Annotated in this window: 24 protein-coding genes and 1 pseudogene; 7 read left to right on the top strand and 18 right to left on the bottom strand. The window is 61.4% G+C overall.

All coding sequences use genetic code 11. The annotated features are described in order from the left end of the window. Window positions 1–64 precede the first annotated feature (64 nt). From AC1Q6Z_RS30220 to traI, 15 genes and pseudogenes are all read right to left on the bottom strand, one after another. Window positions 65–540, bottom strand: a pseudogene (locus AC1Q6Z_RS30220) (FAD-linked oxidase C-terminal domain-containing protein). A gap of 5 nt (window positions 541–545) precedes the next feature. After that, entirely contained in the window at window positions 546–842 is a 297-nt protein-coding gene (locus tag AC1Q6Z_RS30215) for a hypothetical protein (protein WP_192321219.1), read from the bottom strand. A 79-nt stretch (window positions 843–921) separates the two neighbouring features. Then, window positions 922–1221, bottom strand: a complete 300-nt coding sequence (locus tag AC1Q6Z_RS30210) for a transposase (RefSeq protein WP_246765511.1) — start codon at window positions 1219–1221, stop codon at window positions 922–924. A gap of 49 nt (window positions 1222–1270) precedes the next feature. Continuing rightward, window positions 1271–2581 carry an IncP-type conjugal transfer protein TrbI gene (gene trbI / locus AC1Q6Z_RS30205; protein ID WP_192321215.1) on the bottom strand — a complete coding sequence of 437 codons (1311 nt, stop codon included), beginning with the start codon at window positions 2579–2581 and terminating at the stop codon, window positions 1271–1273. Between the two features lie 12 nt (window positions 2582–2593). Next, window positions 2594–3055, bottom strand: a complete 462-nt coding sequence (gene trbH, locus AC1Q6Z_RS30200) for a conjugal transfer protein TrbH (protein ID WP_192321213.1) — start codon at window positions 3053–3055, stop codon at window positions 2594–2596. Continuing rightward, entirely contained in the window at window positions 3055–3894 is an 840-nt protein-coding gene (trbG, locus tag AC1Q6Z_RS30195; RefSeq protein WP_192321290.1) for a P-type conjugative transfer protein TrbG, read from the bottom strand. The genes trbH and trbG overlap by 1 nt, the downstream gene beginning before the upstream one ends. Before the next feature lie 19 nt (window positions 3895–3913). Then, window positions 3914–4576, bottom strand: coding sequence for a conjugal transfer protein TrbF (locus tag AC1Q6Z_RS30190; RefSeq protein WP_192321211.1), 663 nt, complete (start codon window positions 4574–4576; stop codon window positions 3914–3916). An 18-nt stretch (window positions 4577–4594) separates the two neighbouring features. Next, on the bottom strand, window positions 4595–5785 hold the full coding sequence (gene trbL, locus AC1Q6Z_RS30185) for a P-type conjugative transfer protein TrbL (RefSeq protein WP_192321209.1): 1191 nt from the start codon (window positions 5783–5785) through the stop codon (window positions 4595–4597). After that, on the bottom strand, window positions 5779–6015 hold the full coding sequence (gene trbK / locus AC1Q6Z_RS30180) for an entry exclusion protein TrbK (protein WP_192321207.1): 237 nt from the start codon (window positions 6013–6015) through the stop codon (window positions 5779–5781). Before trbK ends, trbL begins: the two co-directional genes overlap by 7 nt. Next, window positions 6012–6827, bottom strand: coding sequence for a P-type conjugative transfer protein TrbJ (gene trbJ, locus AC1Q6Z_RS30175; protein ID WP_492650150.1), 816 nt, complete (start codon window positions 6825–6827; stop codon window positions 6012–6014). Before trbJ ends, trbK begins: the two co-directional genes overlap by 4 nt. Continuing rightward, window positions 6799–9267, bottom strand: a complete 2469-nt coding sequence (locus AC1Q6Z_RS30170; protein WP_492650149.1) for a conjugal transfer protein TrbE — start codon at window positions 9265–9267, stop codon at window positions 6799–6801. The genes trbJ and AC1Q6Z_RS30170 overlap by 29 nt, the downstream gene beginning before the upstream one ends. Before the next feature lie 10 nt (window positions 9268–9277). Continuing rightward, on the bottom strand, window positions 9278–9577 hold the full coding sequence (locus tag AC1Q6Z_RS30165) for a conjugal transfer protein TrbD (protein WP_192321205.1): 300 nt from the start codon (window positions 9575–9577) through the stop codon (window positions 9278–9280). Next, window positions 9570–9977, bottom strand: coding sequence for a conjugal transfer pilin TrbC (gene trbC, locus AC1Q6Z_RS30160; RefSeq protein WP_192321203.1), 408 nt, complete (start codon window positions 9975–9977; stop codon window positions 9570–9572). Before trbC ends, AC1Q6Z_RS30165 begins: the two co-directional genes overlap by 8 nt. Further along, window positions 9967–10938: a P-type conjugative transfer ATPase TrbB gene (gene trbB / locus AC1Q6Z_RS30155; protein ID WP_192321201.1), complete on the bottom strand. Its 972-nt coding sequence runs from the start codon at window positions 10936–10938 to the stop codon at window positions 9967–9969. The genes trbC and trbB overlap by 11 nt, the downstream gene beginning before the upstream one ends. Continuing rightward, window positions 10935–11567, bottom strand: coding sequence for an acyl-homoserine-lactone synthase (gene traI / locus AC1Q6Z_RS30150; RefSeq protein ID WP_192321199.1), 633 nt, complete (start codon window positions 11565–11567; stop codon window positions 10935–10937). Before traI ends, trbB begins: the two co-directional genes overlap by 4 nt. A 360-nt stretch (window positions 11568–11927) precedes the next feature. On the opposite strand from traI, the gene repA reads away from it, so the two are divergent. The 3 genes from repA to repC all read left to right on the top strand — a co-directional run bounded on the left by repA (window position 11928) and on the right by repC (window position 15703). Further along, the gene (repA, locus tag AC1Q6Z_RS30145; RefSeq protein WP_192321198.1) at window positions 11928–13139 is read left to right on the top strand and encodes a plasmid partitioning protein RepA; all 1212 of its coding nucleotides are present in this window, start codon (window positions 11928–11930) and stop codon (window positions 13137–13139) included. Continuing rightward, window positions 13136–14137: a plasmid partitioning protein RepB gene (gene repB, locus AC1Q6Z_RS30140; protein WP_192321196.1), complete on the top strand. Its 1002-nt coding sequence runs from the start codon at window positions 13136–13138 to the stop codon at window positions 14135–14137. The genes repA and repB overlap by 4 nt, the downstream gene beginning before the upstream one ends. Window positions 14138–14368: 231 nt before the next feature. Then, window positions 14369–15703 (top strand): plasmid replication protein RepC, encoded by a 1335-nt coding sequence (gene repC / locus AC1Q6Z_RS30135; protein ID WP_192321194.1) that lies wholly within the window; start codon window positions 14369–14371, stop codon window positions 15701–15703. Window positions 15704–15714: 11 nt separating this feature from the next. On the opposite strand, the gene AC1Q6Z_RS30130 is transcribed toward repC, so the two are convergent. Further along, window positions 15715–16641 carry a recombinase family protein gene (locus AC1Q6Z_RS30130; protein ID WP_192321193.1) on the bottom strand — a complete coding sequence of 309 codons (927 nt, stop codon included), beginning with the start codon at window positions 16639–16641 and terminating at the stop codon, window positions 15715–15717. Between the two features lie 152 nt (window positions 16642–16793). Here AC1Q6Z_RS30130 and AC1Q6Z_RS30125 point away from each other — a divergent pair, with 152 nt between their 5' ends. Beyond that, window positions 16794–17159, top strand: a complete 366-nt coding sequence (locus tag AC1Q6Z_RS30125) for a type II toxin-antitoxin system RelE/ParE family toxin (protein WP_192321191.1) — start codon at window positions 16794–16796, stop codon at window positions 17157–17159. Continuing rightward, a complete protein-coding gene (locus AC1Q6Z_RS30120) occupies window positions 17152–17478 on the top strand; it encodes a helix-turn-helix domain-containing protein (RefSeq protein WP_192321189.1) in 327 nt (108 codons plus the stop codon). Before AC1Q6Z_RS30125 ends, AC1Q6Z_RS30120 begins: the two co-directional genes overlap by 8 nt. A 27-nt stretch (window positions 17479–17505) precedes the next feature. On the opposite strand, the gene AC1Q6Z_RS30115 is transcribed toward AC1Q6Z_RS30120, so the two are convergent. Next, entirely contained in the window at window positions 17506–18531 is a 1026-nt protein-coding gene (locus AC1Q6Z_RS30115) for a site-specific integrase (RefSeq protein WP_492650148.1), read from the bottom strand. A gap of 224 nt (window positions 18532–18755) precedes the next feature. Between AC1Q6Z_RS30115 and AC1Q6Z_RS30110 the strand changes: the two genes are divergently transcribed. Together AC1Q6Z_RS30110 and scpB are read left to right on the top strand one after the other, a co-directional pair. Then, window positions 18756–19709, top strand: a complete 954-nt coding sequence (locus tag AC1Q6Z_RS30110) for a DUF1403 family protein (RefSeq protein WP_192321181.1) — start codon at window positions 18756–18758, stop codon at window positions 19707–19709. A gap of 2 nt (window positions 19710–19711) precedes the next feature. Continuing rightward, window positions 19712–20398, top strand: coding sequence for an SMC-Scp complex subunit ScpB (scpB, locus tag AC1Q6Z_RS30105; RefSeq protein ID WP_192321179.1), 687 nt, complete (start codon window positions 19712–19714; stop codon window positions 20396–20398). A gap of 96 nt (window positions 20399–20494) precedes the next feature. On the opposite strand, the gene AC1Q6Z_RS30100 is transcribed toward scpB, so the two are convergent. After that, a complete protein-coding gene (locus tag AC1Q6Z_RS30100) occupies window positions 20495–20773 on the bottom strand; it encodes a phage exclusion protein Lit family protein (RefSeq protein ID WP_492650147.1) in 279 nt (92 codons plus the stop codon). Window positions 20774–20824 lie beyond the last annotated feature (51 nt).

The raw sequence follows: 20824 nt of genomic DNA, 5'->3' as shown, positions 1-20824 counted from the left end.
CAATCCGGTTTGAAGCTTCCCCTGTATCTGTCCTGCGTCGCGTGCCTTCTGGCCTGCCAGACTTTCACTGTTCCATCGGAATAGTACGACCGGGATTCATGATTCCGTTGGGATCGATCAGTTCTCGAATGGACTGCATCAGTTTGATTTCGGATCCGTTTCGGCTGTACCGGAGCCACGGCAGCTTGTCGGACCCGATCCCATGTTCTGCAGAAACCGAGCCCCCCAGCTCTCGAACGGCTCCATAGACGGCAATCTCGATCTCTTGATCGAGGTCAGATTCAGCGCTGCTCACGGACAAGTGCAGTTTCCATCTCCCAAATGACCGAACCACAAGGTTTCGCGCTTTGGCCCGAGTACGCTGCTGATCGTTCTCAGCAACGTCTCCGTCTCGCTCACGCCAATGCTGATATCGAAACCGTGAAGTGTTGGAAAGTAACGGAAGAGTTCCGTATTGGCCTCGCGCAGAGCCCAGAAGTCGTTCGCTTGAGATTCGGATTGGGCGACCACCCTATCAAGAATCACTCCTCGCTCTGCCATTGCCTTCAGACCGGCAAGAAGTGCGTTGGACAGCGCAGTCCCCTCCCATCCGCGGGTTTTACCAGAAGGACGAGTTGGTCGTTGACCGGGATCTTTTGCAAGGGATCAAGACCTGTCACTTGCTTAGCGAATCTCCAATAGTCTGGCCACATCCCCTCGATAGCGGCGAGACCTTTCTTGCGCTCCAAAGATCGGAACACTTGGCGCGCAGCAGCAACATCTTGAACCAACAGCAAGGCGACAGCTCTTGCCGGTTCCAATTCGACCAGGCGGAGAACCGCTCGGGTAATGATGCCGAGCATCGAGCGCTTCTACAATCCGAAGCGACGCCATTCGACACTGGGCTATCTCAGCCCGATGGAATTTGAAAACAAGGTCGGATTAGCTTAACTCGGTGTCCGAAAACCCGGCAGTAGGCCAAAACGCCGATGCCGAGGGCCGACGTTTACGACCAGCCTCTCTTGCTTGCTTGATCCATTTCCTCAAAAGGTTGGCATTGATACCGTGGTCCAGTGCAATCCGCGAAACCGACGCAGCCGGCTCGAGGCTCGCCGCAACAAGGCGTGCCTCCGACGCTGCGTCATGCCGCTGTCCGCCGTTTCGCAAAATCCGCCGGATAACCAGCCGACCTTCATCACTCTCAATCACTTGGTGTCCATCTCCGTTAGGTGGACACTTCATGCAGCACGGCACTCAAGGACAAAAGGTGCACGGAAATTCGCGCTTATGATCAATTCCTGTATGAGCTAGGAAACACCATGTCCTGATCGACCACGACGTTGAACTTGTATCCGGGCCGGATCTCCAGCGTGGGCTGAACATTGAGGTTCCGGCTGATCGTCTGCTCGGCGACGCGCCCGAAGCTTTCCGCAAAATTCCGCCTTGCGGCATCCGAGGCCGTCTCTTGTGTCGCCAGGGTCGAGCTTTCAGGCATCGAGGCATCGATGCCTGTCCCGATCAGCGCGATTAGCACCGCCGAACCGAAAGTTCGGAAGTAATGGTTGTTCACCTTGTCATGGAAGCCGCCATATCCCTCGGCATCCGTGCCGGCCATGCCGCCGATTTGCAGTGTTGAGCCGTTCGGGAAGATCAGGTCAGTCCAGACAACCAGAACGCGGCTTTGCCCGAACGAAACCTTGCTGTCATATCGGCCGAACAGTTTGGCGCCTTGCGGGATCAGCAGCCGGTGGCCGGTGGCGCTGTCATAGACGTTCTGGCTGACCTGCGCCGTGATGCGGCCCGGAAGGTCCGAATTGACGCCCGTGATCAGCGTCGCCGGGATCACCGAACCGCGCTTCAGCTCAAAGAGCGATTGTTGCGGCACGACGCGATTGGGCAGATAGCCGAGCTCCTTGAGATCGCTGTTGAAGAAATCCTCTTTCGAGCGTTGGCCATTCTGATCGGCGTCCTGGCCGGTCAGGCCGTTCTGGAGTGCTGTGGCATAAAGGTCGGGCAAGGCGGCGCTGGTGTTCGACGCCACTGTGCTCTTGTCGGCCGATGCCTGATCGCTTGATTTCGCATTCGTCTGCAGCTTGCCGCGGTCGATCGCGATCGGGGCGTCATAGGCGGCATCGCTCGCCTGCAGCCGTGCCATACGCTGCCGTTGTCGCTCGCGTAGATATTGCTCCTGTTGCTCACGCTGCAGACGCGCCCGCCAGACCGCCTGCGGTTCGAGTTCCTGCGTCTTTGGTGTCTCTTCCTTGCTCGCCGGTTGCGCCACAAAGGGATTGGCGGATTTGTCATCGCTTTTCTCGACCGGCGTCGGCTGGAACGTCATCTGCTGTTCGGGATCGCCAATGATGCCGTCTGTGACACCGCGCTTTATCTGATCGGCGAAGGTCGAGGCGGGCGTTCCGCTGCTGGTCTCCAGGCCCGCATCCTTGTTGAAGAACAGTCCGCGCGTGGAAAGCCCGTAGAAGATGATGCCGAGGAAGGCGGTCACCAGCACGATCACGATGACGATCGGCAGACGATTGATCCGGCGCATGCCCGTTTGCGCCTGCTCGTTGGCGGCGGCGCCAAGTTTGAGGGACTGTACCATGGTATCCTCCCCTCAACCGCGTTTCAGGAGCGAAAGCGCGCTTGCCGGCGCAGCACCGTTGGCCGTTATCGCATAGGCGCGTCCGAGTTCGACCGTATCGGTCGAGAGCCGGGCGAGCACCTGTCCCTCGAAGGGCACGACCACATAGGCGAGCGGAATGACGTTTGTGCCTTGATCCGTCTTCTGGTCGGTGACGACGGCATAGCCCCAGCCTTTCAGCGCCGCTTCCAGCGCCTGTCCGAAGGGCGAGCCATCGGGTTTCAGTACAATCGTCGCCTTGCCCGGTCCGATCTGTTCGGCGAGCTGGCTCACCATGTCGCCGGCGATCGCACTTGCCGCCGGACCGGAGATGTACGGCCGCGCGTCGCTCTCCAAAAGCCCGCCGACCCCCGACGACTGGCATCCGGAAAGGAGGAGGACGAGGGTGCAAGCCGAGGCTAAGCTGCGGAGGAGGCGGGGAAGGAGGATGCGCATCACCGCCCTCCTCGTCTGATCGTGACCTTCTGCTGTCTCCAGCCGACACCCGAGACGAGCACAGCGCGGTCGACATTGTAGTCGACGATCATCATGTCGTTCTTCATCCGGTAATTGACGATCCGGTTCTGCCCACCGGAAACGACGAACAGAACCGGCGCATCCTCGCCAGAGATCCTGCGCGGAAACTGGATGTAGGTCTTCTCGCCGTCGCTATAGACGCGCGTCGGCCGCCAGCCGGCGCTGCCCGAGACGGAATAGGCAAAACTCAGCCGCTCCGGGGGGATGCCGGCGCCAGGAATGGTGCTCGCCTCCAGTCTCGCATTGATGTCTGCGAGTTTGGCCGACACGTCCTCGGGATATTCGAAGCCTACGCGTGCCATATATTGGGTCGGATGGGATTTGAGCTGGATATGGTAGGTGCGCCGAGAGGTCGTCACCACCATGGAGGTGACAAGGCCTGGCTCTGACGGCTTGACGATCAGATGGATCGCCTGGCCGCCGGCAGCCCCCGATGTCGCAGGTTCGACCTTCCAGCGCACCGTGTCGCCGACGAGCACGTCTCGCACTACCTCTCCCGGCTGCAGCTCGATATCGCAGACCTGCAAGGGTGAGCAGACGACCGAGGGCTGGACCTCGCCATAGAGAAAGACGACCTTGCCGTCATCGCCCCTCGTCACCAGGCCGCGGTGTCCCCGCCACTTGCCGGAAATGTCGATCCCCTTCGCTTCGTTGGCGGAGACGTCAGCGGCAAGCGCAACCGGGGATATGGCGGCGGCGAGGATCAGGCCGCTTGCCAGCGCAAGCATCGGTCCGGCGCGGCGGATGGTCGTTGTCATATTCATGTGGGCCGGCCTTTCAAAGCTGTGCTGTCCAGTCGAAGTCGCGGAGATAGAGACCGATCGGGTTGAGACGAATGACCGCCTCGTCCTGGGGCGGGGTGAGCGTCACCGTGGCGATGCCGCGAAAGCGGCGCTGGGCTGTTTCCTTGCCCTTGCGGTCGCGTTCGAACTCGGTCCAGTCGATCTGATAGGACTGGTTCGAGAGCGCCACCACATTGTTGACCTCGATGGCGACCGTTGCGCTCTTCGCCTTTTCGAAGGGCGAGTTCGATCGGAACCAGGCATTGATCTTCTCGGTCGCCGGATCGGAGGTTCGAAGCAGCGCATAGGTCCGGTCGATATAGCGCTTCTGGACGACGGCGTCGGGGGTCACGGACCGGAAGTTCGACGCGAAGCCGGCCAGGGTGGCGCGTACCACGCGCGGGTCGGCATACTCGATCTGTTGCGGCAAACCGGCGGTGACCGCCGAGCCGAGCTTGTCGACCTCGACGATATAGGGGACGAGCTTGACCTCGGTGCTCTGATAAAGCGCATAGGAAAAGCCGATCACTGCCATGACCATGCCGGTGATGCCGACGATGCGCCATGAAGACGCCGCCTTCACATAGGAGCCGTAGCGCTCGTTCCATTCGTTGCGGGCGGCAAGATAGGGGTTATCGGGCGGAATGCGGTGAGACATGCGGGCGTCGGCTTTCGATCAGGTGTTTTCATGGAGGGGCGGCGGCGATGTCACCGGCTTGCCGGGTTTCTTCGCATTATCGAGCTTGGCGTTGGCAAGACCGAGCAATGAGCCGGCGTAAGCGCCGGGTGACGCGATCGTCTTTTCCTTCGCCGCCGATCCGACGGCGCCAGCTGCCCCGCCGAGACCGGCTTCCATTCCCTTCAGCGCCGCACCCGCAAGCGAGGCTCCACCGGCCCTTGCCGCACCCGCTGCCTGGTAACCCCGGTTTGCGGCGCCGACGGTGAGGAAGGCAGCACCCGCGGCAAACGAGGCCGCCTGCCCGCCGTGGCGGATCGCCTCCATGCCGCCGGAGACCGACGCGCCCTGTACCACGCCCTGGATGATCGGCGGCACGTACATGGCGATGACGAACACCACCACGGAAATCCCGGCGATCGCGAGCGTCGTGATGAACTGGTCGGAGGTCGCGGTCGGGGCTTCGGCCAGGCCCAGCAGGATGTCGGAACCGATCTTGGCGATCATCACCAGCGCCATCAGCTTCATGCCGACGCTGAAAGCATAGACGAGATAGCGGATCGCGAAATCCTTCGTGTATGAGGAACCGCCAAGCCCGAGCATGATCATGCCGGCAAGCAGGCCGATATACATCTCCACCATGACGGCGACGAAGATCGCGGCAACCAGCGAGAAGGAGACGACCACCACGATCATGGCGAAGACGGCGGCGATCGCCAGCGCATTGTCCTCGAAGACACCGAACTTCGCCTGCTCCGACATTTTCGAGGCGACGCGAATGCCAGCGTCGAAGATATTGGCAGGTGAGGCCGACCCGCCGCCGGCGCCGATCTGGTAGAGGCTGTCGACGATCGCCCTGCCGAGTGCCGGACCCTGATCGAGAACGAAGGCGAAAAGCCCGATGAAGAGGATGCGGCGGACGAGTTCCGCGAACCAGGCGTCGAGCGAGGCGGCATTGATGGCAAGCCAGACAGCGGCAATCCCGACCTCGATGCCGGCGAGAATCCAGAACAGCGATCTCGCCGCGTTCATGATGGTCGTTTCCCACCCCTTGGCCGCCGCGGAAACCTGGTTCTCAAGGGTGGTGAGGACCGCACCCTGCTGCGCAAGGGCCGGCGCGCTCGCCAGCAGCACAAGGCCGATGGCGACGAAGACGAGTTCGAGTTTGCGGCAGGGGCGGACGATCACCATCGGGGTTTCATTTCCTGTCCGCCGCGCACGTCGCGCTTCGGGTCGCCGCTGAAGAATTTTTCCCGATATTGTCGCCGCTCGGCGTCGGAGACGGGATGCGTGGCCGATGCGCTGGCGCCGGCACCGACGCCAGAGTGGGCGACGGCCTGAGGCTGGATCAGTATCCAGCTCAATCCGGCGCCAAGCACAATGGCCGCGAAGGCAAGGGCGATGATCAGACGCGGGCTCACCAGCGCGGCTCCATCGTCTGGCCGCCGCGCATGTCGGTCTCGGGCGCGTTGAAGAACTGTTCGCGCCGCGCCTGGGCCAAGTCCTTTTGCGCCTGTTCCGACTGATACCAGGTCCCCATCATGGTCATCTGTTGCGAGACGAGGCCGCGCAGCTTCTGCATCTGCGCCACCTGTTGAGTGGCGATCTCGTGGCCCACCTGGAGCGCCTTCATCTGGCCGTCGGCGCTTTCGGACATCGTGCGCAGCGACGACATCGTGCTCTCTTCGCTGGAAAATTGCTCGGCCGTGAGATTGGCGGCCTTCAGCGTGCCGGCGATCGTGTCCCGGTTGGTGTCGGACCAGGACTGATAGGTCGTCGAAAAATTCGCCTGGTCGGGCAGGCTGCTCTTCATCTCGGCATAGCTCTGGAACCGCTGCTTGAGCGTATCGTCGATATTGCCCATCGAGAACGCGATGCCCTGCCCCTGCCCGACGATGCTCTGAAGCCGGTTGAGATCGCTTTCGACCTGACCCCAGACATGGGCCGGCAGCTGCGCCGTGTTCTGCAGCATGTTCTCGTAGATCCTCAACTGGTTCTGGATCTGCTCGGCCAGCTGATTGATCTGGGTGATCTGGTTGTTCACCTGCTCGGCCGATTTGCCGACCAGCGAGATCAGCTCGGCATTGTTGGCGAGCTGGGTGAACTCCGTCGCCTCGCCGGTGACGCCACCCGCCCGGACTGGGACGGGGATCGAAACTGACGCGACCGCCGCAATGGCCAAAGCGGCAACGGCGGTGCGCCGATCAGGCGCTGTGAAGATATGTTTGCGCATGGGCAATCCCCCTTTGCTGCAGCCAGTGAAGAGGCCAGTCGGCCCCGTGTTCGAGGCGAAGCGCACGGATGCGCTTCAAATCTTCCTTGCCGGAAGCGCCAACGAAGGAGAGTGCGATGGGCCCAAGCGCCATGTCGAAGAGCCGGCGTCCGTCTGGTGACGAGACGTAATATTCGCGCTTCGGAAGCGCGGTTGCGACGATCTCGATCTGCCGTTCATTGAAGCCGATCCGCTCGTAGAATTCCCGCGTGCCGGGTTCACGCGCCGCCCCGTTCGGCAGGCAGATCTTGGTTGGGCAGCTTTCCTTCAGGACATCGATGATGCCGGAGCGTTCCGCATCCGAGATCGATTGGGTGGCTAGCACCACCGCGCAATTAGCCTTGCGCAACACCTTCAGCCATTCGCGGATCTTGTCGCGGAAGAGTGGATGGCCGAGCATCAGCCAGGCCTCGTCGAGGATGATGAGGCTTGGGGCGCCCGTCAGCCGCTTCTCGACCCGGCGGAACAGATAGGTGAGCACCGGCACCAGGTTGCGCTCGCCCATGTTCATGAGCTCTTCCACCTCGAAGCACTGGAAGGCGCCGAGCGTCAGGCCGTCTTCTTCCGCGTCGAGCAGTTGGCCCATCGGCCCGTCAACGGTGTAATGATGCAGCGCGTCCTTGATCTCGCGCATCTGTACGCCGCTCACGAAATCCGACAGCGACCGGCCGCGCGAACTCGCCATCAATCCGATCTGTCGCGAAATGGCGTTGCGGTGGTCGGGCGTCACCGTGACCCCCTGAAGAGCCACCAACGTCTCCAGCCATTCGGCCGCCCAGGCGCGATCGCCATCGGTTGCGAGCCCGGCGAGCGGGCAAAAGGCGAGGCTCGCGGAAGCCCCCTCCCCTTCTCCGCTTGTATCGCCGCCGATCTCATAATGATTGCCGCCGACCGACTCGGTGAGCGGCAACATCGAGCGACCCTTGTCGAAGGCGAAGACCTGCGCGCCGGCATAGCGGCGGAACTGTGCGGCGATCAGCGAGAGCAGCGTTGATTTGCCCGAGCCGGTCGGACCGAACACCAGCGTATGGCCGACATCGTCGACATGCAGGTTCAACCGGAACGGGGTCGAGCCGGATGCCACCTGCATCAGCGGCGGTGCTCCCGGCGGATAGAAGGGGCAAGGGGCAACCGGGCTTCCCGACCAGACCGAGTTCAGCGGAACGAGATCGGCGAGATTGCGGGTGTTGATCAGCGGCTCGCGGATATTGGCATAGGACACACCGGGAAGACTGCCGAGAAAGGCGTCGGTCGCATTGAGCGTCTCGATCCGGGCGCCGAACCCTTCCGCCTGGATCAGGCGGCGGACGGCCTCGCACTTTTCCTGCAGACGCGTCTGTTCGTCGTCGAAGAGGACGATGACGGGCGTGTAGTAGCCATAGGCGGTGAGTTGAGAGGCCGCTTCCGCGATCGCGTCCTCCGTTTCGGCCACCATCAGCATGGCGTCCTGGTCGAGCGAGCGGCTTTGCGTCTGAAAGAGCTGATCGAAGAAGGGCCGAACCTTCTGCTGCCACTTCTGGCGGGTGCGCTCCAGCCGGGCGCGCGCTTCTTGTTCGTCCAGGAAGACGAAGCGGGACGACCAGCGATAGGTGAGAGGCATTAGATCGAGGGCGTTGAGGATCCCCGGCCAGCTTTCCGCCGGCAGGCCGTCGATCGCCACGACGCCGAGAAACCGGTTCTCGACGGTCGGCGTCAGCCCGTGCTGCAACTCGGCCGTCACCAGCCAGTCGAGATACATCGGAATGTCGGGCAGGCGGACGGGATGGTTTTCGCCGGTTACACAGAAACGGATGAACTGGAAGAGGTCGTCGTAACGCGCGGTCCGCAAACCGCCGCGCTCCTCGACCTCCTGCGTGAGCATGCGGCGGATGGAAATGACATTGGCGAGATACTGTTCGACCTCGCGGATCGAGCTCGAAAACGCGTCGAGCGCTCCGTCAGCATAGGTGGTGGAGCGGCTGGCGGCATCCGAATAGACGTAGCGGGTCAGTCCGGAGCGTCGCGGTTCGGGTGGCCGCCAGGTCAGGATCAGCGCATGCCGGCTTTCGAAATGCCCCTTCTCTCGTTCGAAATGCGCCCGCCGCTCCGCGTCGATCGCGCGCGTCACCGCATCGGGGAAATGGCAATCCTCCTCGGCCGGATAATCGGTCGTCGGCACGCGCACCGCCTCCACCTGGATCATCCAGCCGGAGCCGAGACGGGCAAGGATCGCGTTGATCTGGCGGCTGACCTCGTTTCGCTCGGCCTCCGTCGAGCTTTCGCTGTCCGGTCCCGCGAAATACCAGCCCGCCATTAGGCTGCCGTCCTTCAAGAGCATGACGCCATTGTCGACGAGCCCGGCATAGGGAACGAGGTCGGAAAACGAGGGTCCGGACGGACGGAAAGGCTTCAAAGCTACCATGGTCGCGGCCTCAATAGCGCCGCCACGGCGTCGACGTGGCGCGGTAGCAGGACCTGTAGGATATGTGCTGGAGATAGACCCGGCGCATCAGCGGATCGGCTTTCGCCATGATGCGAAGTCCGCCGATCGCCACGAGCCACAGCGCCATCCCGAAGATCGCCGCATACCAGGTGAGCACGACGAAGATCAGGATCACGGCCGCAAGACCCGAGAGCAGCACGAGTTCACGATCGGCGCCCATCAGGAGATTGGGGCGCGACAGGGCGCGGTGGATGCGCGAGCGGACGAGGTTGGAGCCGGTCTCAGCCATGAGCCCCCTCCCCTTCCCGGCCGAGGACGGCGGTCTGCGTGGTTGGGGTTTCCGACGTCACCGGCTCGAGGCTTCCGATCGAAGCGCCGGTCGCTCCGAATAGGGCGACGATCTGGGTGGCCCCAAGCAGCACGCCGCCGACGAGCGCGATGTAGCAAAGGCGCCGCGCAAAATCGTTGAGTTCGCCGCCGAAGATCAGCATGCCGCCGGCGATCGCGACGGCGGCCAGCGCAATGAAGCCCGCGACCGGGCCGGTGATCGATTGCTGGATCTGCTGGAGCGGACCTTCCCAAGGCAGTCCGCCGCCGCCCGATGAGGCAAGCGCGGGCGAAACCAGCATCAGCGACAACAGGAAAACGGTAAAGCATGTGGTCAATGCATGATGACGCTTAGGCGGCATGGATATCCTCATCGATCTGGGCGTAATGTTCAGTCTGATAGGTCGTGCCCCGGAACCCCTCAACATGGATGACGTCGCGGACGCGTCGGCTTCGTCCGCTCCGCTCGATCGAGACAACGACATCGACCGCCTCGCCGATCACCTCGCGCATCGGCTGCTGGCTCACCTCGGCCGTGAGCTGCTCCAGACGCCGCAGAGCTGACATCGCCGTATTGGAGTGAACGGTGGTGACGCCGCCGGGATGGCCGGTGTTCCAGGCCTTGAGCAACGTCAGCGCCGCCCCGTCGCGCACTTCGCCGACGATGATCCGGTCGGGTCTGAGCCGCATCGTGCTTTTGAGGAGCCGCGCCATATCGACACTGTCGCTGGTGTGCAGCAGGACCGCATTCTCGGCTTTGCATTGGATTTCGGCGGTGTCCTCGAGAATCACCATGCGATCGTCAGGCGCGGTTTTGACGATCTCAGCGATGACGGCGTTGGCAAGCGTCGTCTTGCCGGAGCCTGTTCCGCCGGAGATCACGATGTTCAAGCGCGATGCGATTGCGTTTCTGAGCACCGAGGCCTGCGCCTCGGTCATGATCTCGCTCTTCACATAGTCGTCGAGCGGGATCAGCCGTGACGCGCGGCGGCGGATCGTGAACATTGGTGCGGAAACCACAGGCGGCAACAGGCCTTCGAAACGATGGCCGCCGATCGGCAACTCGCCGGAGATGATCGGCTGCTCGTGATCGGCCTCCGACTGCAGCGCATGCGCCACGCTGCCGATGACCACCTCGGCGGCCGCGGGCGTCATCTCGCCGGCCGGCGCGACACCGTGGCCGAGCCGTTCGATGAACAGGCGCCCATCCGGGTTCAGCATGATCTCGACGACGGTCGCGTCGTCGAGGGCCACGCAAAGCTGGTCGCCAAGCGCGTCCTGGAGTTTGCGGACAAGCCGGGAATGAGAACGAAGCTGGGTCATGCCGCGCTCCTGGCCGAGGCGGCACCGATTCCGGAGAAGGAGGATCGGTAACCGGCCGGTCGGACGCGCTCGAAGCTTGCGTAGTCGGCCCGCAGGCTGCCTGCGACCGCCATCGTGTTGCCGATCGCCACAGGTTTGCCCAGTCGCGTCATCGGCCAGCCGGCGCGTTTCAGGATGCGCTCGAAGCGAAGGTCGGTCGCGGTGACGATCTCGCTGTAGCCGTTTACCATCGACCACTCGATGATGCCGGCAAACATGGTTAGCGTCGCAAGGTGAAGGTGCCCTTCCCTCCCCGCCTCAAGCGAGGTGTCGACGCAAAAGCGCGAGCTTTCGATCATCCCGGCACGGGCCTTCAAATCTCCCTCCTCCAGCAACTGGGGAAACGTGTCCTGCAGCATGGTGGGGCCGGTTGCGGGAAGGAGACGTGCCGAGCCGCAGACCGTGCCGGATTTGGTGGCGAGGATATAGGTGGGCCTAAGATCGTCGTACTCGTCCCGTTCACCGTGGCCGGTGGTCGTCACCTCCCAGCCGAGGCGCGATCCGAAGACATTTGCCCGAAGGCAATGCATCTCTTTGAGCAGGCCGGAATACTGCCCGTGGAGGTCCGGCGTAACGGCAATCAAGCGCATGATCCCCTCCGTGAGAATCGATTTGCGCCGATAGAAATCACCACGGTTCGGCTGTGGCTATGTGCAGATCTGCATATCGGTGATTCTGCCGAATCGCGGTTTAGTGACGCTGATGAGGCCCTCGCACATGTGGATGAGACATGCAGATCTGCAGATCGAGAAAATTGGTGCTAACCCCTGTGGTTTAGCTAACCTACGGGAATCGTTACGTGAATCGCTGTTTCAAACGGGTAAGAGCCAAATGTGTTAAGGTTTCGTTAACCTTAAACTGCTGGACGCGCGGCTGGAATCATGCGCTATCTTTGACGGCAAAAGGGCATTAGATCGGCCTTTGCCCGTCAGAAAGGTCCAGTAGCAACAATGTCGAACTTAGCGAGAGCACAAATCGGCGAGGATCCCGCCGACAAAATCATTCGTCACGCGAGAACTCTCTCGTCCGAGTTGCAGGCCCGGCGCGAACAAATGTATCCGCCAAACGCCCAGAAGCAGCTCCGCTACTTCCTGACAAATGAAGTTTCCAAGCTCACGAACATCCCGGAATCGACTCTGAGAACGATGTCAATCGAGGGCAAGGGTCCAGTCCCGGCGCGGCTTGAAAACAATCACCGAGCATACACCTTGGAGCAGATCAACGAGTTGCGCGAGATATTCGCGCATTCTCGTCCGTCCGACGCCCGCCGCTTCTTGCCCCGCAGGCGCACTGGTGAACATTTGCAGGTGCTGGCGGTTGCAAACTTCAAAGGCGGTAGCGCGAAGACGACAACCAGCGCCCACTTGGCGCACTATCTCGCGCTACACGGGTTCAGGGTCCTCGCCATCGACCTGGATCCTCAAGCATCACTGTCCGCGATGTTTGGGGCCCAGCCGGAGATGGACGTCGATGACAATGAGACGATCTATGGAGCGCTGCGCTACGACGAGCATCGGCGCGCAATGCGTGACATCATTCGGCCGACATATTTTGCGGGAATTGATCTGATTCCGGGCAACATCGAGGTGATGGAGTATGAGCATGAGACCCCTCGGGCTCTCGCTGACCGTCGTATCGGCACTGGTGAAATCTTCTTTGAACGGCTCCGGCTTGCCATCGAGGAAGTGGAGAGCGACTACGACGTAGTGGTACTGGATACCCCCCCTTCCCTCGGGTTCCTCACCCTCGGCGCCATTTATGCCGCGACAGGGCTCATCGTGACCGTCCACCCCGCCATGCTCGACGTCATGTCGATGAGCCAGTTCCTGTTGATGATGGGTGACCTGATTGGCGTCATTCGCGACGCCGGTGCGAAAATGCAGCAGGACTTCCTTCGCTATCTCATCACTCGTCATGATCCTAACGACCAGTCACAGGTGCATGTCGTCGGTATGATGCGCAGCTTGTTTGGAGACGATGTTTTGACACCAACCGCTGTGGAGAGCAGTGCTGTCGAGACCGCGGGATTGGCCAAACGGACACTCTATGAACTGGAGCCAGGGAACATTGGCGCGAACACGGTCAAGCGCGCAAGAGAATCGATCGACTCCGTCAATCAGCGAATTGTCGATTTGATTGAACGAAGCTGGGGCAGGCCATGAGCAAGCAACCCGGACGGAAATCAATTCTCGCAAACTTCGCCTCCTACACTCCACAGCAGAGGGAGTTAGAGCAAGAAAATGCTCCGAGTGAGCCGACAACGTCGAGTTCGCGTGTTGCTGGGGTGATAGGTGCGACACAGCGCACGCTCGCAGAATTGCGGGAGGAGAGGGAAGAGTTGAAGGCCCAGCTCGAGGCGAGCGGCGAGCTGGAACTCGATCCGGAATTGGTCGACCCTTCCCCATTCCCTGACCGGCTGATTGACGACGATGAAGAGGCGTTCGAAGCCTTCAAGTTGCTTATCGCTTCAGAGGGACAAATGATGCCTATTTTGGTGCGGCGGCATCCTGCGGACCCGGCTCGATATCAGGTGAGTTATGGACACCGACGACTGCGCGCCGCACGCGAGCTTGGATTGAAGGTCAAGGCCAAGGTTGGAAGTCTTGATGATCGGCAGCTTGTCATCGCGCAAGGCATGGAGAATTCGGCGCGCCAGGATCTCACCTGGGCAGAGAAAGCATTGTTCGCGGCTGGGATGGAAACGGCAGGCGTCAAAGCTCGCGATATCCGTGCGGCTTTGGCCGTTGATGACCCTGAACTGGCAAGGTTCAGAACGGTTTGCCGGATAGTACCGGAAGATGTGATGAGAGCGATCGGCCGGGCGCCGAAGGCGGGACGGACACGATGGACTGCATTGGCAAAGGCCTGCTCTGACGACGACGCTGTCGACCGAGTGCGCAAAACCTTGGCAGATGCCAAGGGTTCTAAATCCGATGACCGATTTGTGCTGGCATTAAACGCAGCTGCCGCGAAAACGCGGAAAAAGTTGGAAACTGTGAACGTTGTGGATGCGAGCGGCAGTAAACTCGGGACCGCGAATTTCACGTCATCCGAAGTGCGGATAACGGTGGATCCCACTCATGCGCCGGGATTCGCTGAGTTTGTTCGGAGTGAATTACCCGCTCTTGTAGAGCGCTACAAAGCGAGTCGAGATTCATAAAATCTTGGCAGCTGCCAAGGTTCGTGCATGCGTGCCGATCCGCTCGATCGGGATAAAAGAGGAAAGGAAGCGAAGAACGACAAAAGCGAAAGGCCCCCGAGCGGCAAACCAACTCGAGAGCCCTTGTTCCTTGTAGCGAAGAAACAATAGCCCTCTCTGATTCGGCTGTCAAATCCGAACATCGTAGCTCGCGGTCCAAACCGACTTTGTCCGTCGCTTAAAGGCGAAGGCATGAGAGAGACTGTTGTAACGACGCCTTTTGGGCGGCGGCCGATGACGCTTGGCCAAATTTCAAGGCAAATCGCAGTAAGAGCGGTCAAGCCGGAAGCAGCTGTCCAAAAGTGGCAAGTGTTCCAAAGCATCCGAGAGGCCAAGGAGCCTCTCGGGGCGACTGACCGATCGCTCACGATCCTCAACGCCCTGCTGTCATTCCATCCGGAAACCACACTCGCCGTTGACGCAGAACTTGTCGTCTGGCCGTCGAATGAGCAACTAGCTGCCCGGGCGAATGGCATGCCCCCAACGACGCTTCGCAGGCACATCGCCGTCCTAGTAGATTGCGGTCTGATCATTCGTCGCGACAGCCCCAACGGCAAGCGCTTCGCCCGCAAGGGCAGGGGGGGAGAAATCGAGCAGGCTTTTGGTTTCGATCTTTCGCCGATCGTCGCCCGTGCGCAAGAATTTCGCGAAATTGCTGACGCCGTCCTTGCTGAGAAGAAGGCTTTCCGGGTTGCCAAGGAGCAGCTAACACTGCTTCGCCGGGACATCGTAAAGCTCATCGAAGTTGGCGTCGAGGAGCGAGTTCCAGGTAATTGGAGTAGGATACAGCTAGCCTACCAGGCGATTGTCAGCCGACTGCCGCGGTCAGCGCCCAGACAGGTCGTCGAGGATATTTGCGTTGAACTTCACGCCCTATGCTCAGAAATTCGTGACGTGTTGGAATCTTTCGCAAAAGTTCAGAATGCGGACGCCAATGAGTCCCATTGCGGTCGCCACATACAGAATTCAAAACCAGACTCTACTTTTGAATCTGAATACTGCTTTGGAGAAAGAGCAGAAGCGGGCGGCACCGTTGCAGAAATCGACAATGTGCGGAGCCTGCCGAAACGGGAGTTGCCATTAGGGATCGTGCTGGACGCCTGCCCGGAAATTAGGGAGCTGGCACAAGGAGGGGCAATCCGGCACTGGCGCGACCTGCTGGCGGCGGCGGATATCGCACGGCCGATGCTGGGGATCAGCCCGAGCGCTTGGCGGGAAGCCCGCGAAGCCATGGGCGAGCAGCATGCGGCGATCACCCTTGCCGCGATCTACCAGAAGGCCGGCCAGATCAACAACGCCGGCGGCTATTTGCGCAGCCTGACGGATCGAGCCAAAGAGGGGCAGTTCTCGACCTGGCCGATGGTCATGGCCTTGCTGCGGGCAAAGCTCGATGCGCAGAACTCCAGCGATGATCGCAGTTTGGAAAGGGACCGATCGAATGATGCGGCCGAAGCCAGAGATCGGCTGCAGGTGTCGGATTCGCTGTTGAAGAGCTTAAAGGGCCTGCAGAGGCCAAAATCGCGATGAAGGCCGCGCTGCTACCCGGCGCTGGAGATCAGTCCCGATCGGCGTGCACGATCGATGAGGTTCTTCACGGACGAGGGCGACCATTTCGAGCCGCCGCGTGGGGTGCGCTCGTGCAATCGTTCGAGTTGGGTCGCGATTTCGCGAAGTGTCAGGTTCGGGTTCGACGAATGGATACCGGCGACCAGCGTCATCAACCGATCCTCGGGCAGGCGGGGAGGGGATTTGCGGAGCAATGCGGCATCGGCCATCCGCTCCGCGACCATCCATTTCACGGCGCGGCGAAGACGCTCCGGCGTCCAGTCGAGGCCGCGTTGGTTCAAAACGCGGGCGATGTCGTCCCAGGTGTGATCCGGCCGCATGCGCCGAACGGTAGGAAGCCATTGATTGGCCGTTGCCTGTACGCGTTCTCCGTACGCCGCTCTTTGCGCCGCAGTCATCTTGGCCAGCGCCTTGGGACGCCGTTCCCGGATGCCGGGATTGCCGGGCAGCCTTCCCTTGGATTTTGCCGCCTTGATTCCTGCCTTCGTTCGCTCGGAAATCAGGGCACGTTCGAGCTGCGCCACGGCGCCGAGCACCTGGAGCGAAAACATTCCTTGCGGGGTCGATGTGTCGATCGGATCGCAGAGCGACCGAAAATGCGCGTTCTTCGCAGTCAGATCCTCGATCACCTCGAGCAGATGGCTAACGGATCGTACCAGACGATCGAGCCGAACCACCACGAGCGTGTCGCCGGCGACGATCTCGCGCAGCAGCTTTGCAAGAGCTGGTCTGGCTCGCGAAGCGCCCGAACCGTGCTCCTGGATGATCTCGCTGCAGCCGGCCGATCGCAGTTCCATTTCTTGCGCGTGCGTTGCCTGCTCCTCCGTCGAGACGCGTGCGTAGCCGATCAGGCGGCCCTGTGGTCGACGAGAAATGCGATTTTGCGTGTCAGCGGTCATTTGGAGCGTCTGAGAGGTCGTTAGTTGAGCGGGTTTCCAAATGAAGAGGATACGGATAACCGATCGGTTGCTGGCGCTTCTGAAGCCGCTATTGCCTTGAGCGGAGACGTGGATTATATATCCCAAAGTATCTATATCATTCAGGATATGAAATGACGGAATGGAAGGTCGAGTTTCATGACCGCTTCAAAGGCGAGATCACAGACCTTCCAGCCGATGTTCGGGTCGAGTTGCTCGCGCATTTGGTGCTGCTTCGCGAGAAGGGCTTTCGACTGGGACGACCTGAGGTCGATACGCTCGAAGGCTCCAAACACGCGAACATGAAAGAGCTGCGCGTCAAGGTCTTGAAGGTGCAATGGCGGTTCGCCTTTGCCTTCGATCCGGAGCGGAAGGCTGTGGTTCTCTGCGGTGGCGCGAAGAGCAGTGTGAGTCAGAAACTCTTCTACAAACGCCTGATCGATCTGGCGGACAAACGGTACGACGAGCATTTGAGCGAGTTGGAGAAGAAACATGGATGATCTCGATAAGCTGATACAGACGCTTCCTGAGGACGAACAGCGCGCCATTGCAAAGCGTGCCGACGAGCTTGTCACGGCGCACAATCTGCGTGAATTGCGGGCACTCGCCGGGCGGACGCAGGAAGACGTGTCTGCCGGGACCGGTTTCAAGCAGACCAACGTCTCGAGGCTGGAGAAGCGCGCCGACATGAAGCTGTCGACGCTTCGCGATTATGTCGAATCCCTCGGCGGCACGTTGAAGATCGTCGCGGATGTGGCGGGCAAGAAAGTCGATCTTTCCAGCATCGCAGAGCGCTCCCGACACGGTTCAAAGGTCTGACCGTGCCACCGGTAGGGGAGGGGTGTTTTAGAGCCCGGCCGCTTTAGTGAGATTCACCCTGAAACGGTCGCGCCGACGCTGGTAGCGGCGGGTCATTTCGGCGCTGGCGTGGCCGAGCTGCTTCTGGACATGGCGCTCGTCGACCTCGGCCGACGAGGCGAGGCCGGCACGCAGTGAGTGACCAGAAAACTTCAGCCCCCGCTCGATCTCCGGAAGATCGCCGCGCACGCCGGCCGCCAGCGCCGCCTTCTTGACGAGGCGAGCCACTTCCTGGTCATTGAGCCGATCGGGCCCAACATTTTTCCCCTGGCCGGTCACGCGCCGAAACAGCGAGCCTCGAGCGAGCTTGGCAAACTTGATCCAAGTCTCAACGGCGACAACCGGACAGGTGGCGTCGGACGAACCGCGGCCGATCTCTACCTCCCGCCAGCCGGTCTTGCCGCGCAGCGTCACCAGCATGCCCTTGTCTGATATCTCGATCCAGCCGCGTCCATCCTCGGTCTGGTCGCGGCCGAGGTCGAGGCCGACGATCTCGGAGCGGCGCAGGCCGCCGGCAAAGCCGATCAGCAGCATCGCGCGGTCGCGCAGGCCGCGCAGGGAGCCGCGGTCGAGCGTCTCGAGCATGGCGATCAGATCTTCCGGCAGAAGAGCCTCTTTCTGTCGGGGCGGGGCGGCGTGCCTGTTGCGGATGCCGGCCATCACGGTGGCGATGGCGCGATCCTTGCGATTGAGCGACATGCCGCGCTGGGCGCAGTTCCAGCCGATGGCGGCGAGGCGCCGCTCGATGGTCGAGACACTGTTCGGCGTGCTGCCGCGTGCTGACGTGCCAACAGCACTGCCGGAGGCGCAGGCGGTGACGTAGAGGCCAACGACCTGCGGATCGGGGGGCAGGGGAGAAAGGTTCTGGCGCCGGCACCAGGCCGTAAAATGCTTCCAGTCGGCGGCATAGGCGCGGCGGGTATTCGCCGAGCTCGCGGCCTCGACATAACCGCGGGCGCGATCGGTGAGATCCTGCAGATGAGCGGGCAGGGCAGGGGAAGCCGGCCCAGCCATCGCGCCGTTAGAAATCTCGCCCTCCGCAGCCCTGCTCTCAGACGGAGCAGCGTTCTGCTCGAGACCAGTTTCAGTGTTCTGTTCGATGATTTGGCTCATTCTTTATATAAAGAGCAAAACGAACGATAATGCAATCTTATCGGTCATTACTCGTGCAAGACAAGGTGTGCGGTTAAACGTGAATTGACTGGATAAAAGTGCACAAGCGATGTAGCCTTGCCGGCATGGATTCGCTCGCCCGCACCGTCGTTTCAGCCTCTATGCCGCCGGCCCACCTCCCCGCCTGGGCGCTTCCGCGCGGGCGCGAGCTGACAGAGGCGGATGCTGCGTTTACCGCCGGCATCGCCTTGAAAACGCTTGATGATCTTATTCGAGCCAGTCCTGTCTGGTCGGGCTGCTGGCGCGCGCGACAAGCCCTGAAATGCGCGGTATCTGCTATCCGTCTGACGGGGCGAAACGACGACGAGGCGGCACTCCGTGACGCGGTTCTGCTCACCTCGGCCGACGGTGATCCCGGCCCCGCCGGAAGGGTGTTTATCGCCTACAGAAGGCTCGCCAATCGAAAACCCGGCTTTTTCTCGAAGACCATTGCCGAACTGGCTGAGCTGCTGGGTCTTGCGTGGGATGATCGATTGAAGGCAACCATCGGCCATGCCGAAGACGCATTGCAGTCGGACCGGCCGGCGCCCTTTGCCGCGGCGGATCTCGTTTCGAGGATCTATCGCGACCGTCCGGATGCCGAGCCGCTCGCCTGGGCGCTCGCCGACATGCTGATGGCGGCCCTGCTGAAATGGGAGCGGCCCGTGCCGCTGCTGATGGCCGAGCGTTACGGTCCTGCCTTCCGGACGCTCGGCGGCAGGGGACGGGTGCGCCCGGGCGAGCCCGGCTTTCCGCGCGCGGTCTGCCTGGCGCTGGTCGAAGGAACGGGGGCCGCCTTGCGCTCGGCGAATGAGATTGCCCGGCGAGCCGATCCGCTTCTGGCCGTGGCGCCGAAGGTGCGGACCAAGGGCGCCAGCGCGGTCATCGCAAGACTGCTTGAGGAGGATGCCGTGCCGGCCTCGGCGCCCGGCAGCAATCTGTCGCGCTGGGCCGCGACCCGGCTGTTCGAACGGCTCGAAGGATTTGGCGTCGTGCGCGAGCTCTCCGGACGATCGTCGTTTCGAGTTTATGGGTTGTAACGATGGCCGGAACGAGCGCAACCAAGAGACTTCGTGGAAGCAAATCGAGATCGGAGGATGAAATCCTCTATGACCGGGAACTGGAGGATCTGCCGCCGGACCTGCGCTGGCGGGAATGGATGTTGCGCGTCGAGGCCGTGATTTTCGCCTCGGCCGAACCGGTCAGCCGCGAAACGCTGGCGCGGGTGGTCGGAAAGAGCTGCATCATCGATCTCATCATCGATGATTTGCGCGAGGAACTGCGGTCGCGTCCCTATGACATCGTCGCTGTCGCCGGCGGCTGGCAACATCGTAGCCGTTCGGCTTATGCGTCCGCGATCCGCGCCGCGCAGGCGCCGACGCGGTCCTCTTCGGTGTCGCTGTCGGAGCATGAAGCCGCGGTGCTGGCGGCCATCGCCTATCAGCAGCCGGTAACGCGCGGCGAGCTGTCGAAAATCTTCGGCAAGGAGGTGAGCCGCGACACGATCGCCAGCTTGCGCGACGCCGGCTTCCTCGGCTCCGGTCCGCGCAGCCCGACACCCGGTGCGCCCTACACCTATGTGACCAGCCGGCATTTCTTGTCGGCGTTCGGTCTCGAGACGCTACGCGATCTGCCCGACCTCGAACTGTTGGAGGACGCGGGACTGCTCAGCCGGCAGGCGCTGGAACAAGGCGTCACCGATGAACCTGGTGACGTTTCGGAGGATTGAGTTTTGCGTGCCAATCAGCGTTTGCTGTTTTCCGGCACCCATAGCCGCTCGTGATTGTCTGTCGTTGGCAACTCTCGTCATTCGGCTCTGTGCTTTTCACCGACTCCGAGAATGATCTATTAGCTGATCGATGAAACCATTCTTCGCGCAGTCAGGCTGTGAAAGTTCGGTGGTCGGGTCAAAAAACGCCTTCAGCACATAATAGCTGATCTCCAGTGCCGGGCTCTCCATCGGGACATTTTCAAAACTGTCGAAAGCGTCGGCAAATCGTTGGGCGGCAGGCGGGTGCGTTGACGTGGCTTGCCGAACTTCATCGACGAGCCCGATCCAGATGAACGCGACGCAGATCGCCAAGGTCCGGAACTCACGGTGCATATCGCTCGGAACTTTATGGGGTCAGAACAAGAGCAGGCCGAAATCGTACGC

The organism is Shinella sp. GW835-FHT14H05 (genome assembly GCF_058793575.1).
Note: the sequence above shows the minus strand (reverse complement) of the source record. Positions and strands in the feature narration are given on the sequence as shown.